Source organism: Streptomyces sp. NPDC002206, from assembly GCF_053593595.1.
Genome location: NZ_JBSFCW010000004.1, coordinates 208870 through 223228, shown reverse-complemented (window position 1 = coordinate 223228; position 14359 = coordinate 208870). Strand labels below are relative to the sequence as shown.

The following is a 14359-nucleotide window of genomic DNA, read 5'->3' as shown; positions in this document are numbered from 1 at the left end:
ACCGCACCGCTCGAAAGTCACAGGCGCTGTCGCATAGATGACTTGTCACATAGATGACACTCCGATCCGCTCAATGGAGACAACTGCCCTCATCCGGAAATACTCTCGCCAGGAGGATCATGCGGCGGAGACGGGGAAATCGACGCGGCCACACTCTTCCGGCAGCTCAACGGCGGCCAGTTGGAGGTCGCACGGATAGGCGCGTGGTCATGGTCGGCGGTTCGGGCGTTCGTCCCAGCGATGGATCGTCCACGCCTGCCGGATCAGGCTACGCACGGTGATGATCGTGTTGGCGAGGTCGAAGAATGCGTCGAGGACGGTCGTGCGCCGCTCGTAGCAGCGGGCGAGGCGGTGAAAAGCATTCTGTCAGGCGTGGGGCGTTCGACGTGCCAACGCTGACTGGCCTGGATGGGTGCCTTCTCGCCCTCGCGCGCGATGCTTCCGTGGAGGCCGCGTTCGTCGAGGAGAGCGCGGGTCCTCTCGGAGTCGTAGCCGGCGTCCAGATGCACGGTGATGTCGTCGGGTAACGGGCCGAGGTCGTGCAGGCGGTGCAGGGTCGGTGCGAGCAGAGGGGTGAGTCGTGTCGGTTGGCGTCGGCCAGAACACGGCCCAGGGGAATGCCGTATCCATCCGTCATGCCCGAGCGTTTCAGGCCCTGTTTGCCACGGACGACCGGTGAGCGTCCGGCGGCCTCGCCTCCTCCGGGAGCCTTGGTGATGGAGCGGTCGACGGCGATCTGGTCGAGGACGAGGCCGATGATCCGGGCGTAGGACTCCAGCGCGATCTGTTTGAGCCGGGCGAAGACGCCGAGTCGTATCCACTCGTCGCGACGGTGGCGGATCGTGGTGGCCGAGCACGTTGTATCGGCGATCGCCCCGTAAGAACAGCCGAGGCGCAGCAGTTGCAGGAGCTTGTCGAAGATGATCCGGTCGCTGATCCGCGGGCGGTGACAGCGGAGTGGATGGTCCGGGTGGTACTTCGGCCGCTCAGGCAGCAGTGTCGCGAATTGGTCCCGGAGCGGTTCGGTGAGCCACGATGGCAGCGCGGGCACAGGTCTCCTCAGTGATCACAGAGCGTCGCAACTCCATGATCACGAAGTCCTGTGCCCGTGCTGCTGCCGGGCTCCCCATCGCGCCTGTCTGCGCGACGTCCGAGTCAGCAGCCGCTACGGCACCCGTGCCGTCCACTCGGCAGTGCCGAACTTGGTGCGTACGAGTTCTTCCGCCTGTGCCAGCTCCTCAGCGGTCACTGCGCCCTGGGTGAGACCGTGGCGCTTGCGGAAGGAGTCGATCATGTTGTCGATGACGGCCTCGCGTGGCAGGCCGGTCTGCCGACGGAGGGGATCGACGCGCTTCTTGGCGCTCCTGGTCCCCTTGTCGGACATCTTTTCCTTGCCGATGCGCAGGACATCGAGCATCTTGTCGGCGTCGATGTCGTAGGACATCGTGACGTGATGGAGCACGGCGCCGGGCCCGCCGCCGGGGCCCACAACGCGCTTCTGGGCTGCTCCGGCGATCTTCCCGATGTCGGTCGCGATGTCGTTGAGCGGTTGGTACCAGGCCTTGATGCCCATGTCGCCGAGCGCCGCGAGCACCCAGTCGTCGAGGTAGGCGTAACTGTCCGCGAAGGAGAGGCCGGAGACGAGGGTGTCCGGGACGGAGAGCGAGTACGTGATGGTGTTGCCGGGCTCCACGAACATGGCGCCGCCGCCGGAGATACGGCGCACGACGGAGACGCCGTGACGCTCGGCGCCCGCGGGGTCGACCTCGTTGCGCAGGGACTGGAAGCTGCCGATGATCACGGCGGGGGAGGCCCATTCCCAGACCCGGAGCGTAGGCGGGCGGCGGCCCGCGGCAACCTCGGCGGTGATGACCTCGTCGAGTGCCATGTGGAGTGCGGGGGACTGTGGGGCCTCGTGGATGAGCTGCCAGTCGTAGTCGCTCCACTCGGTGGCCTGCGCGAGGGCCCGGCGTACGGCGACGGCGACGCCTTCGGAGGTCAGGCCGAGCATCACGGTGGAGGCGGGCAGTGCCGCGTCGATGCGGGCGGTGAGCCCGGCGGTGTCGGTGTTGGCCGGGGCGCCTTCCAGGGCGGCGTTGATGGCGAGGATGGCCTCGTCGGGTTCGAGGAAGAAGTCCCCAGACACCCGTACGTTGTGCAGCGCGCCGCCCTCGACATCCAGGTCCACCACGACGAGCTTGCCGCCGGGGACCTTGTACTCACCGTGCACAGCAACGCCTCCGCTTCCGCCCGACTCTCATCTTTACGAATCGGATCCGTCCACGGACAACGCCGCCGCCATGCGGTTTAATCCGTACGTTCACCGCGGTGAGCGCTGCCTTGCGGACCGTCTCCTGGACCCAAGAAAGGCCCCATCGTTGCAGGTCAGGAGGGATCTCCGCATTTCTGATCACCATCGGACGCCTAGCCACGCAAGTGCGCACCGTCTGCCGGGCCGACCAGCATGCCGCCGGAGCCAGAAGAAGGAGGCTTCCGGCCGCGCCGAGCCAGACGATCACGCACTCGGACGTTCCTGCGGCGGCCTGAGCACAAGAGTCCATCGTGCCAGCGACAGCCAAGCACGACCCTTGGCCCTCCACGTCACCGAAGGCCAGGCCGGCGACGCACCTGCCTTCGAGGCTGTCATGGCCAGGATCCGGGTTCCACGAAGCGGACTCGGGAGACCCAGAACTTGGCCTGAGGTCGTTCGGGCGGATCGTGTGTATTCGTCTCGCGCGATCCGCGCGCATCTGCGCCGGCGCGGCATTCAGGCTGTCATTCCTCAGCCCGCCGACCAGGTCGGTCACCGCCTGCGGCGAGGGCGAGCCGGCGGTCGCCCACCGGTTTTCGACGACGACGCATACAAGCAGCGCAACGCGGTCGAACGATGCATCAACCGGCTCAAGCAGTGGCGCGGTCTTGCCATGCGAAAGGACGGGCTCGCCATCGCCTACCAAGCCGCACTCCACCTCGCCGCCATCCTCATTTGGGCCCGGTAATAGCCCGCTTGGTCAGTGATCGGCCACCCATCGCGCGTCCGGAGGCCAGGATCCCTGGCTGACGATGTGATCCACGATCCTGAACGCTTCGCCGATCGGCAGGGTGTGCTCGTCCGGGTCCTCGTCATGCTGCCCGTTGGACAGGACGAACCCCTCGCTCAATCCGCGGGCTCCTGGGTCCACAGCGTGTTCGCCGGTATGTCCCGCTCTTGAGCGAGAACGAGTTGCGCGAACCGATCCGGGCTCCGAAGTGGCGTCCCGCCGCTCAATTGATCTTGCTCCGGTGAGGGACCGCTCGTGCGAGCCAGGACCTTCCGGCTCTCACTGGTGCCGGTTGCGTGATGGGCGTCGCATGGCCCTCAGAAATACCCCCCCTGGTATCCCTGATACGGTAGAAGACAGATACCCCGGGGGGTAAAAATGTGATGAGGGAGAGTGGCGTGTTCTTCGCTGACGTCCTGGAGACCGAAGGTCTGGGCAACCGCAGTTATCTGGCCGGGGGAGCCCGGGCGGCCGTGGTCGTGGACCCGCCCAGGGACATTGACCGGGTGATCGCCGCTGCGGCGGGGCGCGGTGTGCGGATTGTCGCGGTCGCCGAGACGCATGTGCACAACGACTACGTGACCGGGGGCCTGGAGCTGGCCCGGCTGACGGGCGCGCGGTACCTGGTGCCTGCCGGGGCGTCGGTCGCTTATGAGCGGGTGCCGGTGAGTGACGGCGATGTCGAGCGGATCGAGGACGGCATCGAGCTGAAGGCGGTCGCCACACCGGGCCACACGCCGCACCACACCGCCTATGTCCTTCGGGAGAACGGGCGGGCGGTCGCCGCGTTTACTGGCGGTTCGCTGCTGATCGGCAGTGTGGGGCGACCCGATCTGGTGGAGCCGCGGCTGACCGAGCAGCTGGCCCGTGCGCAGCACGCCTCCGCCCACCGTCTGGCCTCCCAGTTGGGCGATGCTGTGGCGGTTATGCCGACGCATGGTTTCGGCAGCTTCTGTTCCTCCACGCAGGCAGGTGGTGAGCACAGCACCATCGGCGCGGAGAAGGCGTCGAATCCCGCGCTGGTCCAGGATGTGGAGACGTTCGTGGCCGACCTGCTGTCGGGCCTGGATGACGTTCCCGCCTACTACGCGCACATGGGCCCGGCCAATGCGGCGGGTCCCGCGCCGCTGGACCTGACCGCACCGCAGCGGGCCGACGGTGCGGAGATCGGGCGCCGCCTGGCCGCCGGTGAGTGGGTCGTAGACCTGCGCAGCCGTGTCGCCTTCGCCGAGGGGCATGTCTCGGGGTCGTTCAACTTCGAGGTTGAGGGCCAGCTGGCGACGTACCTGGCGTGGATGATCCCGTGGGGCAAACCGGTCACACTCCTGGCGCAGAGCGCCGAGGACATCACCCGGGCCCAACGGGAGCTGGCCCGGGTGGGGATCGACCGCCCGGCCGCGGCAGCCGTCGGCGGGCCGTTGGACTGGATCACCGAGGGCGAGGCGCCCGTGTCGTTCCCGCGTGCGGCGTTCGCCGACCTCGCTGCCGCACGGGCGCGTGGCGAGCAGCCGGTGGTCCTTGACGTGCGCCGGGACGGAGAGCGGGCGGGCGGGTGGATCGAGGGCAGTGTCCACGTCCCCATCCATCAGATTCACCAGCGCCTTCACGAGGTGCCCGGGGGCACGGTGTGGGTGCACTGCGCCGGCGGGATGCGTGCGGCTATCGCCGCCTCTGTGCTGGACGCCGCCGGACGGGACGTGGTGGCCGTCGACGACGGCTACACCGCCGCCGCGGACGCGGGCCTCACCCTCGTCGTCCCCGACCAGCACTGACTGCACTTGCCCGTCCGCTCCGAGCCACTGGCCGGGCGGCGGGAGCATGTAAGGAACGCAAAATGATCTTCTCCCGACCCCGGGACAGCCGCATCACCCCCGAGCAGGCCCACCGGATGGTCCAGGACCGTTCGGCCCTGCTGGTCGACGTCCGCGAGTCCGACGAGTACCGCGCCGGTCACGCGTCTGGGGCGGTGCACGTGCCCCTTTCCCGACTGAGCGCGGGTGTGGCGGACGTACCGGGCACCGACGGCGACCGGCGCATCGTGCTGGTGTGCCGCTCCGGCAATCGCTCCTGTCAGGCGGCGCGGCTGCTCGCCGGCCGCGGTGTGCCGTGCGCGGACGTGAGGGGCGGCATGCTCGCCTGGAGCGCGGCCGGCCTCACCGTCCAGGACGCGCACGGCGCGACAGGCAGCGTCATATGACCGCGCTCCTGCTGGCGCTGGCCGCCGGTGCCCTGGTAGGCCTGGCGCTCGGCTCGCTGGGCGCGGGTGGCAGCATTCTCACCGTCCCCGCCCTGATCTACCTGCTCGGCTTCACCCCGGCGGAGGCGACGACAGCCAGCCTGATCATCGTCATCGTCACGTCACTGACCGCCCTCGTGGCCCACGCCCGGGCGGGAGCTGTGCGCTGGCGTGCGGGGCTGCTGTTCGCGGCGGCGGGACTCCTGCCCGCTGCCGCGGCGGGACTGCTGTCCGTGCACATCCCCGCCATCGTGCTCACCCTGGCCTTCGCCGTCCTGGCCGTCCTGGCCGCACTGCGCATGCTCCGTCGCAGGACCCCGCAGGGTGCAGGAACTGTCTCAGCGGGGCGGGCGGCGGGAGCTGGAGCCGGACTGGGTGCCATCACCGGCTTCCTGGGAGTGGGCGGGGGCTTCCTTGCCGTCCCGGCGTTGGTGGGCGTGCTCGCCGTACCGATGAGCGCCGCCGTGGGGACGAGTCTGCTGGTCATCATCGCCAACGCGCTGGTCGCCCTCACCGCCCGTGCCGCCACGGCCGTCACCCTGGACTGGGTCCTCATCGTGCCGTTCATCGCGACGGCGGTCCTGGGGGCCTGGGACGGCAAACGCCTGGCCGCGAAGGTCTCCCCGAACACGCTCCAGCGTGTCTTCGGCAGTCTCCTGCTGGCCGTCGCCGTGACGATGGCCGCCGGCGTGGTGCTGTGAAGCCCCGTGGTGTGGGGTGCCTGCATCCGGTCCCGGAAGCCGGCGGCACACACCCCACGGGGCGGCGTCTCAGGCCAGTGACAGGAAGAGTTTCTCCAGCCGGGCCCGCATCTGGACTGAGTCCCGCACCTGCGGATCCTCGCTGGTCATGCACTGCTGCAACCCTGTCGCGATGATCGAGAACCCGGCCCGGTCCAGGGCGCGGGAGACGGCGGCCAGCTGTGTGACCACGTCCTCGCAGTCCCGGCCTTCTTCGATCATCTTGATCACACCGGCGAGCTGGCCCTGCGCACGCCGCAGCCGGTTCAGCGCCGACTTCAGCTCATCAGCCGTCATATCGAGTTCCACGCGACCTCCTCCATATACCCCTATGGGTATCGTATGTGGAGGGCAACCCCTATCCGAAAGGCATTGTTCCGTGACCACCCCCACCGCTCTCACTCCGTCCCAGGCTTCTGTCCGTTTCGCAGAGTTCACCGTGATCGACGTCCGTACCCCCGGCGAATACGCTGGCGGCCACGTCCCCGGCGCTCACAACGTCCCCCTCGACCGGCTGGACGAAGCCGCTGGGGCACTGAAGAACGCTGCCACCCGCACACCGCTGCTGCTGGTGTGCGCCTCCGGGGCCCGCTCGGCCAAGGGCTGCGCCCAGCTGGCCGGGCTGGGCATCGAGGCCGCGACGCTGGAGGGCGGGACCACCGCCTGGGCGGCTGCGGGCCACCCCGTGGAGCGACCCGCCGGAGCCCGCGCCACCTGGCCGATGGACCGCCAGGTCCGTCTGGCCGCCGGGGCGCTGGTCGTCGCCGGGTTCCTCGCCGGGTTCGCCTGGCCGCCGGCGCACTGGCTGTCCGGCGCGGTGGGTGCCGGTCTGGTCTTCTCGGGCGTGACCAACACCTGCGGGATGGCCGCGATCCTGGCCAAGCTCCCCCACAACAGGCCCCCCAAGAATGCTGTCTCCTTCCAGGAGACCCTCCTGCGTCTGGCCTGAATGCAGGCCGAACCCGAAGAAGGCCGCAGCTGGCTTTGCTCCACTTTCGACAGCAGCTGTTCAGCACTCCGGGAGGCGCTCCGACGGCGTCGTGTTCGATGCCCATGAGCAGGAACAGCACTGAACTTCGGCCCCGTTCGGTCCTCGGTCCGGGCTCTCGGTAGCGTCACCGGGACGACGACACCAAGGAGAACACCTACTCGTGGACCTGAGCTTCATCGGGCAGGCGGCCGGGCTGTTCACTGTCACCAACATCGACGACATCCTGGTCCTGGCGCTGTTCTTCGCCCAAGGTGCTGGGCACCGCGGTTCCGCGCGCCGCATCGTGCTCGGCCAGTACCTGGGTTTTGCTGCGATCCTCGCTGTGGCGGTGGCCGCCGCATTCGGCGCTACGTTCCTGCCTGAGTCCGCCATCCCCTACCTCGGTCTGCTGCCGCTCGCGCTGGGCCTTAAGGCCGCATGGCAGGCGTGGGAGAGCCATCGCGAGGGTGGCGCGGACGAGGAGGCGCAGGCCAAGGAGAGCGGCCCGAGCTCGCTGGAGGTTGCCGCGGTCACCTTCGCCAACGGCGGCGACAACATCGGCGTCTACGTGCCCGTCTTCGCCACCGCCGGCGTCGGCGGGATGAGCGTGTACGCCGTGGTGTTCCTCGTGCTGGTGGCGGTGTGGTGCTTCGCGGGCCGGTTCTTCGCCACCCGCCCGGTCATCGCCAAGGCCCTGGCCCGCTGGGGTCACATCCTGCTGCCCCTGGTCCTGATCGCCATCGGCCTGCTCATCCTCATCGAGGGCGGCGCCTTCGGCTTGTGACGTGGCTGGCAGCGAAGTAGCGCAGGACCTGCTCCACCTCGGCGGTGCCTAGCCGCAGGGCGGTGGTGTACTTCACGATCTGGTCGTACTGCTGGCGGATCAGGGCCCAGTCGGTCGTGCGGGTGGACGGCACCGGGGCGAGGTGGGGTCAGGTCCCGTCCTGACCGGCCGCGGGCCGGTACAGCTTCGCCGAGCCGATGTTCTTCAAGCGCGGCATCAGCTTGAAGTCGAGCATGTGCGAGAAGGCGAAGCCAGCGATCGAGATTTTCCTGGTATGGAGATTGATCCTGGTTCAGTGGTGTCCCTCATGTGGGCTGGAGCCCGTGTCCTTGTGGGTTTGCCGCCGGGGCCTGTGCTCGTCTCCGTGCCCGGTGTGGCCCACCGGCCTGTCGCTGCTTGCTCCGTGTCCTTGGCGGTCAAGGTTGCCGCCGGGTGCCCCGCCCATCATCTTGAGCATCCCCATCCCGCCGGTCCGGAAGAAGCGCACAACCAGTACGGCCGCGAGGATGAGGAAAGCGATGTTGAGCCAGGTCGTGTAGTTCCAGGAGATGCCCTCCATGGGGATGGTGGCGTCGGCCTGGTCGGGGACGAGACCGAGGCCGCCGAAGCTGAACTCCACGATGTACCCCGCGACGACCATGGCCAGATAGAACGTGCCGAGGAGAAATGCGGCCATCCGTGCGCCGTAGTACTTCCGGTAGATGTTGAGGATCGGCAGGATCAACAGGTCGGCGAAGATGAACGCGACCACTCCGCCGAAGCTGATGCCGCCCTTCCACAGCACCACCGCCAGCGGCACGTTGCCGATCGAGCAGACGAACGAAGCGATTGCGACGAGCGGTCCGATGAGCGGGCCCCAGAGCTTGGACGCCAGAGGGTGGCCGTCGAAGAAGAACGTACGCCAGAAGGAATCCGGCACCCACGCGGCGATCGCCCCCGCGATCAGCAGGCCAACGACGAGATCGCGCAGGATCGCGGCCCACTCCATCACGAAGACATGCGCCGTCGAGGTGAAGCCCTCGCGGGAGAGCAACCGCCTGGTGAACGAACCTTTCTTCTGTACGGACATGTCCATCGCGGCATGGCCCTCCATCGAGCCTGCAAGGCCACGCTCGGCCTGCTCGCGCGCCTCGCGCAGCAGCTTGTCGCGGAGCGAGAGGCGAAAGAGCACCGCGAGCACAACGATCATGATGGGGCCGCCGATGAACTCGGCCGCGGTGAACTGCCAGCCCATCAACAGGGCCAGGATCACGCCGAGTTCGACGACCAGGTTGGTTGAGGCGATCTCGAAGGCCATAGCCGCGGTGAAGTTCGCGCCCTTGCGGAACAGTGAACGCGCGAGCGCGACGGCGGCGTACGAGCAGGAGGACGAGGCGGCACCCAGCCCGGCAGCCAGCGCGAGCGTGCGGGGGCGGTCGTCGCCGAGGAGGTGGACGACCGTGGACTTGCGCACCACCGCCTGGACGACGGCGGACAGGGCGAAGCCGAGGATCAGGGCCCAGGTGATCTCCCAGGTCATGGAGCCGGTGATTGCGAGTGCGTGCCGGACGGCGTCCATGGGCGTGCCTTCCAGGTGGAGGGACGTAAATGAGTTCCGGGCCTTCATAGGGGACGAAGGCCCGGAACCCGATCAGGCGATCAGAGCCGGTCGAGGATCTTGTTCATCTTCTCGATCTCGGCGGTCTGGGCCGCGACGACGGCGTCGGCGAGTTTCCTCGCGTCGGTGTTGCTGCCGTTCTTCTGCTCGTCCTTGGCCATGGTGACCGCGCCCTGGTGGTGGCCGATCATGAGCTGAGCGAACTTCTTGTCGAAGTCCTTGCCCGCGGCGGCCTTGAGGTCGGCCATGTCCTGATCGGACATCATCCCGGCCATGCCGGACGAGCCGCCCGAGTCGTGGTTCATGCCGGGCATGTCACCCATCGAGGACGACGGTGACGGCAGCGGCTTGTCCCAAGACTTCAGCCAGCCCTTCATCGTGTTGATCTCGGGATCCTGGGCCTTCTCGATCGCGGCGGCCAGGTCCTTGATCTCCGGGTCGGCGGCGCGGTCGTCAGCGAGCTTGGCCATCTCGATGGCCTGCCGGTGGTGCGGGATCATCTGCTGCGCGAACAGCACGTCCGCGTCGTTGAACGCGCCGCCCGGGGTGGCCGGCGCGGAGGTGCTGTTGCCCGAGCTGTGGTTCATGCCGGGCATCGAGGAGTCACTGGACTTGGAGCCTTCGGAGGAGCCGCAGGCCGCCAGCGTCAGGGCGAGGGCGGCGACGGTGCCGGCGGCCGCGAGCGTGCGGCGGCGGGCAGCGGCAGAGGGAGAAGCGGACATCACACGGTTCTTTCCGGGTGGACGCGCCACACCGGTGGCGCGCGAATGGGCAGGACATCTGGCCGGTCCGGCCGGAGGGCCGGAGTTGGCGGATGCCCGTCACGTCCGCGCGATGCACACCTGTAGGAGGAGACCTCTGCCGCCGAACGGCGGGCCCCGCCGTGCCGGTCCGCGCATGCCCGTACGAGCCCCCAGGAGCCCCCAGGAGCCCCCAAACGACCATGGGCACCAGGCCGACCGCAGAGAGCAGCCCGACCGAGGGCAGCGGCAACCGGTCCCGGGCGGCGGTGGACACGCACAACTCGCCGCCCATCCCCGTCATGACGGAGGTGATGTGGGCACCACCGTGCTCACCGGGTAGAGCGACATGACCCGCGCTCATGGCCATGGGCGAGGTCGTGCCCATCGAGCCATGGCAGCCTTCGGCGGCGTTCGCCGGAGCCCCATGCATCAGGAACAGCCCGAGCAGGACGGCACACAGCACGAGCAGCCGGGACACCCCCGGCACACGCGTCCGCCTGCGGGCCATGGCTTCCTGTCATCCTTCATGCACGTCGTGCTTTACGCGCCCGACGATACCCCTACCGGGTTTCCCCAGCGTCTCGTCCACAGCCGGGGTTCGCACCTGGGGCCGGTGTCAGGTGCGGCTAGGAGGCTGATCTCCGCAGGTGATGCATCTCAACTGCCCGCCAATGCCGAAGTCGTGCCTGTGAATCCCCCGGCACCTGCCGGACTCGCTCTGGAAAGGCGCGGATGATCTCCCGGCAGTTCTGGGCGTACGCGGTCGATTTGGTCGGGATCCCGGCGTGGCCAGAGGATCATCGCGGCCTCCGATCCGGCCGGCGCGAGGCAGGTCCGCGTTCGCGGCCAGCAAGTCTGCGAGCGGACACGTGACCAGCCGGCAGCTGGGGCAGAGGACGGGCTGCGCGGCGAAGGCGGCGGACAGGCCTGCGGTGAGGGCGAGTGGCGCAGCAGGCGGCGGCCGCTCGGCGCCAGGATTACTCAGGAGGCCGCGTCCGGCAGGGCCCACCAGATTCTCCTCTGTGGTCGTCATCACGTCTCAGGTCTCACTACATCGCATAACCTAAACTCCTTAGGTGAATCGGTGATTCGTGCCGAGCGCGACCGAACAGGGAGATCAGCAGTGGCCAAGAAGCCGACGAGGATCAGTGGTGCTACGGAGGGGAAGCAGGCGCAGCGCGTGGCTGCCCGGGAGCGGGTGGCGGCCGCGCGGGCTGCAGAGGCGCGGCAGGAGCGCCGGCGGCGTGTGGCGTTCATCTCCGCGACGGGGGTGATCTGTGCCGCCGTGGTCGGGGGTGTGGTGTGGGCCGTCTCTGCCGATGGCGGTTCGGGTGGTGGCGCGGCTGCGGGGGTGCTGCCGAAACCGGTCGCGTATGGAAGTACGACGGTTCTGCCGCCCTGGTCCGCCCCGGCGAATGCCCAGGCGGGGGCGAAGGTGGCGGGGTTGAAGGTTGCGACGATGGAAGGGACCGCTAACCACTTCCACACGCATCTGGACGTGATTGTGGATGGGAAGCCGGTGGAGGTGCCCGCGAATCTGGGGATCGATGCGCAGGATCAGGCGATGTCGGAGCTGCACACGCATGACGCGAGCGGGGTGCTGCACATCGAGGCGCCGGCGAAGCGCCGCTACGTGCTGGGGCAGCTCTTCAACGAGTGGGGTGTGCAGCTGGAACCCGGTCGGATCGGCGGGTTGAAGGCGGGCGGGGGCAAGGAGTTGTCGGCGTACGTGGATGGCAAGAAGGTGGCCGGTGACCCGGCAGCGATCGAATTGACCGGGCACCGGGAGATCACGCTCGTCTTCGGGCCGGTAGGCGCGAAGGTGAATGTGCCGTCCTCGTACGACTTTCCGAGCGGTACGTAGCCGTAGCCGCCGTCAGTGCTCGTGATGCTCCTCGCCCGCCTCCGGGTAGACGAAGGTACGGGTGACGAGGTGGTTGGGGGCGGTCAGGGTCTCGTGGAGGATCCGGCCGTCCTCGTCGAGCGTGAGCTCGAGCTGGGTGTGCTCGGCGGGGTAGGCGAGGGCGATGCGACGGTGACTGTTGTCGTTGGGCAGGCGGGTGGTGACGGGGGCGGCGCCGCTGCCGTAGGGATCGGCGGCGAGGAACTTCTTGCCGGTCATGGGGAGTTGCTTGCGGATCCCGGGGCCGAGGGTCGTGTTGCTGGTAACCAGTTCGTGCAGGGTGAAGTGGGGGATGGCCTTCATGGCGGTCACGGTCTTTTGCAGGAGGTCGGCGTCGGGCCTGGGCGGCCAGCTGAGACTGAGTCCGGCGCGGCCTCCGGCCCACTCGTCGCCGGCTGAGGCGGTCAGGGTGAGGCGGCTGGTGCCGGACTGCCAGGTGATCGGGGAGTAGAAGCAGCCGGTGCCGCAGCCTCGCAGGTTCAGGCGGCGGGCGGTGCCGTGCGGGTCGGCAACCGTGGCCGTGAGTCCGTACTTCTTCGTGCCGTCGCCGATTTGCGGTGTGGTGAGGTCGATGACGAGCTGGCCGGTGCTGGCGCGGGCGCTGATGCCGATCTCTCCGGCGCGGGTTCCGGTGGGCACGATCGGCCCGTTGGCGGGTGGCGCGAAGGGCAGGGGGCGGTTGGCGTCGGCGGGGACCGGCAGCACGGTGAGCGTGGCGGACAGGGCGAGGACCGCGGCGAGCACGGAGGCTTCGGCGCGGGCCGGGCGCTGCGCGGCCGCGTTGCGGCGAAGCCGCCTGCGGGCGGTGAAGGCGAGGGCGGCGACGATGACGACGAGGGCCAGTTTGCCGAGCAGGACCCGGCTGTAGGTGCTGGTGGTCAGGTCGTCGAGTGGGACGAGGAGCAGTCCGGACACCAGGCCGCTAGCGGCGACGGCTGCGAACAGCCAGGCGGCGAGGCGGGCGTAGGCGAGCAGGACCGCGCGGGCAGCAGCACGCTCGGCGCGCCAGGCGGCGGCCGTACGCAGCACCTGGATCAGGGTGCCGGCCCACAGAGCGGCGGCAGCCAGATGGACGAAGGTGAGCAGGGGGCCCGCGAGCGGGTGGTCGGCCTGCGGGTGTGCACGCAGGGCCTCGGCCACCAGGACAACGGTCAGCGGGACGGCGGCCCAGGCAGGGCGGCGTACGAGGACGGTCACGGCAGCGAGTGCGAAACCCGCGACCTCGATCAGGGACAGGACGCCGGGGCGGGTACTGAATGCGGCACCGGGTGATCCGTTGCCGATCACCAGGGCGGTCAGGGCGCCGGCGGCTGCGCAGCCGGTCAGCGCGGCGGGAAGGCTCCAGCGGCGTGGGCGGTCCTCAGGAGCGTCGGAGATTTGGCGGGCGAGGCGGCCCGCGATCAGCTCGCCGAGCAGCAGGGCGAGGGAGCCGAACAGTAGCCAGCGCAGCACCGTGGTGGGGGTGGCGTCCTTGGCGGCTGTGGCCTGGCCTGAGGCGAGAGCGACGGTGTGCGGGCCGATGGCGAAGCGGTAGCTGCCCATCATGATGTCGCCGTCGCGTGCGGTGACCTGCCAGTTGACGGTCTGGACACCTTCCGTGAGCGTGGTGCGCACGGGGATGGTGACGGTCCGGTCGCCCTGGCTGAGCGTCGGAGTGCCCAGCTGCGCGGCCGGAGCGAGGTGCACGGTGGAGCCGGTGACGCTGACCGGCTGGTCGAAGACGAGGACCAGCGCGGTGGGCGAGTCCGCCACCGTCGCGTCCGCCGCCGGGCTGGTGAACAGCAAGGTGGCGTGTGCGGACGCGGGTGCGGCGGTGACCAGCAGCAGGGCCAGGACAAGCGAGAAGAGCGCGGCGGCGGAGCCCAGGAGGGAGCGCCGGGCGGACGGTGCGAGTGGTGTCACCGGTCAAGGGTCTCCGGTCCAGTGTTTCGTGCGGCGGTCGGGGTGGCCTTGTCCCGCAGGTCCCGCAGCTCTTCGCGGGCGCGGCGGAGTTCTTCTCGCAGCTCCTCATCGGCCGCGGGCGCTCCGTGGCAGGAGCGGCCCCTGGTCATCGGGCGTACGCAGAACCACCAGGTCAGAGTGGCAGCGAGCGCGGTCGCTGCGAGAGGGAGCCAGATGCCGTTCATGCCGGGCGGTCCTGCACCGTGGTGTGATGCGCGCTCTGATCGCTGCGCAGGGCGTCGATTTCCTTGCGCAGCCGGGCCAGTTCCTGCCGGTCGGCGGTGGTGGCGGGGTCGTTCTGGGCGTCGCGCTTGGGGCGCATCATGAGCCACATCATCGCGCCCATGCCTACCGGGCAGGCGAGGGCGGGCAGGAGGTAGAGCAGTTTGTCCATGGCAGGACTC

Annotated in this window: 14 protein-coding genes and 3 pseudogenes; 7 read left to right on the top strand and 10 right to left on the bottom strand. The window is 69.0% G+C overall.

Features of this window, described 5'->3' with window-relative positions:
- Positions 1–207: 207 nt before the first annotated feature.
- Together ACWCP8_RS11485 and ACWCP8_RS11480 are read right to left on the bottom strand one after the other, a co-directional pair.
- Positions 208–1051, bottom strand: a pseudogene (locus tag ACWCP8_RS11485) (IS5 family transposase).
- 114 nt (positions 1052–1165) lie between these two features.
- A complete protein-coding gene (locus tag ACWCP8_RS11480; protein WP_356004857.1) occupies positions 1166–2230 on the bottom strand; it encodes a lipoate--protein ligase family protein in 1065 nt (354 codons plus the stop codon).
- Between the two features lie 212 nt (positions 2231–2442).
- Here ACWCP8_RS11480 and ACWCP8_RS11475 point away from each other — a divergent pair.
- Positions 2443–2999: pseudogene (locus ACWCP8_RS11475) on the top strand (IS5 family transposase); the annotation flags it as partial.
- A 12-nt stretch (positions 3000–3011) separates the two neighbouring features.
- Here ACWCP8_RS11475 and ACWCP8_RS11470 read toward each other — a convergent pair.
- On the bottom strand, positions 3012–3161 hold the full coding sequence (locus tag ACWCP8_RS11470; protein ID WP_451115580.1) for a hypothetical protein: 150 nt from the start codon (positions 3159–3161) through the stop codon (positions 3012–3014).
- 278 nt (positions 3162–3439) lie between these two features.
- On the opposite strand from ACWCP8_RS11470, the gene ACWCP8_RS11465 reads away from it, so the two are divergent.
- The 3 genes from ACWCP8_RS11465 (at position 3440) to ACWCP8_RS11455 (ending at position 5978) form a co-directional block, all read left to right on the top strand.
- The gene (locus ACWCP8_RS11465) at positions 3440–4813 is read left to right on the top strand and encodes a rhodanese-like domain-containing protein (protein WP_451115578.1); all 1374 of its coding nucleotides are present in this window, start codon (positions 3440–3442) and stop codon (positions 4811–4813) included.
- A gap of 62 nt (positions 4814–4875) precedes the next feature.
- A complete protein-coding gene (locus tag ACWCP8_RS11460; protein WP_451115576.1) occupies positions 4876–5238 on the top strand; it encodes a rhodanese-like domain-containing protein in 363 nt (120 codons plus the stop codon).
- On the top strand, positions 5235–5978 hold the full coding sequence (locus tag ACWCP8_RS11455; protein ID WP_451115574.1) for a sulfite exporter TauE/SafE family protein: 744 nt from the start codon (positions 5235–5237) through the stop codon (positions 5976–5978). The genes ACWCP8_RS11460 and ACWCP8_RS11455 overlap by 4 nt, the downstream gene beginning before the upstream one ends.
- A 69-nt stretch (positions 5979–6047) precedes the next feature.
- Here ACWCP8_RS11455 and ACWCP8_RS11450 read toward each other — a convergent pair whose 3' ends face one another.
- A complete protein-coding gene (locus ACWCP8_RS11450) occupies positions 6048–6326 on the bottom strand; it encodes a metal-sensitive transcriptional regulator (protein WP_352267421.1) in 279 nt (92 codons plus the stop codon).
- Positions 6327–6396: 70 nt separating this feature from the next.
- On the opposite strand from ACWCP8_RS11450, the gene ACWCP8_RS11445 reads away from it, so the two are divergent.
- Entirely contained in the window at positions 6397–6966 is a 570-nt protein-coding gene (locus tag ACWCP8_RS11445; protein ID WP_352267420.1) for a rhodanese-like domain-containing protein, read from the top strand.
- Between the two features lie 202 nt (positions 6967–7168).
- Positions 7169–7771, top strand: coding sequence for a cadmium resistance transporter (locus ACWCP8_RS11440; RefSeq protein WP_451115571.1), 603 nt, complete (start codon positions 7169–7171; stop codon positions 7769–7771).
- Here the strand turns inward: ACWCP8_RS11440 and ACWCP8_RS11435 are convergent.
- From ACWCP8_RS11435 to ACWCP8_RS11425, 3 genes and pseudogenes are all read right to left on the bottom strand, one after another.
- Positions 7743–8030 (bottom strand): annotated as a pseudogene (locus tag ACWCP8_RS11435) (Tn3 family transposase). The gene ACWCP8_RS11440 and the pseudogene ACWCP8_RS11435 overlap by 29 nt on opposite strands.
- Positions 8031–8063: 33 nt before the next feature.
- Complete coding sequence (locus ACWCP8_RS11430) at positions 8064–9329, bottom strand: permease (protein ID WP_451115569.1); 1266 nt, start codon at positions 9327–9329, stop codon at positions 8064–8066.
- Between the two features lie 80 nt (positions 9330–9409).
- Entirely contained in the window at positions 9410–10090 is a 681-nt protein-coding gene (locus ACWCP8_RS11425) for a DUF305 domain-containing protein (RefSeq protein WP_451115567.1), read from the bottom strand.
- A gap of 1144 nt (positions 10091–11234) precedes the next feature.
- Between ACWCP8_RS11425 and ACWCP8_RS11420 the strand changes: the two genes are divergently transcribed.
- Positions 11235–11975: a hypothetical protein gene (locus ACWCP8_RS11420; protein WP_451115565.1), complete on the top strand. Its 741-nt coding sequence runs from the start codon at positions 11235–11237 to the stop codon at positions 11973–11975.
- 12 nt (positions 11976–11987) lie between these two features.
- Here ACWCP8_RS11420 and ACWCP8_RS11415 read toward each other — a convergent pair whose 3' ends face one another.
- Genes ACWCP8_RS11415 through ACWCP8_RS11405 form a run of 3 tightly spaced genes read right to left on the bottom strand, consistent with a single transcriptional unit; the run spans position 11988 to position 14349 of the window.
- Positions 11988–13916 (bottom strand): copper resistance CopC/CopD family protein, encoded by a 1929-nt coding sequence (locus ACWCP8_RS11415; RefSeq protein ID WP_451115563.1) that lies wholly within the window; start codon positions 13914–13916, stop codon positions 11988–11990.
- Positions 13913–14140, bottom strand: coding sequence for a hypothetical protein (locus tag ACWCP8_RS11410; protein WP_352267412.1), 228 nt, complete (start codon positions 14138–14140; stop codon positions 13913–13915). The genes ACWCP8_RS11415 and ACWCP8_RS11410 overlap by 4 nt, the downstream gene beginning before the upstream one ends.
- Entirely contained in the window at positions 14137–14349 is a 213-nt protein-coding gene (locus tag ACWCP8_RS11405) for a hypothetical protein (protein WP_352267411.1), read from the bottom strand. Before ACWCP8_RS11405 ends, ACWCP8_RS11410 begins: the two co-directional genes overlap by 4 nt.
- Positions 14350–14359: the final 10 nt, after the last annotated feature.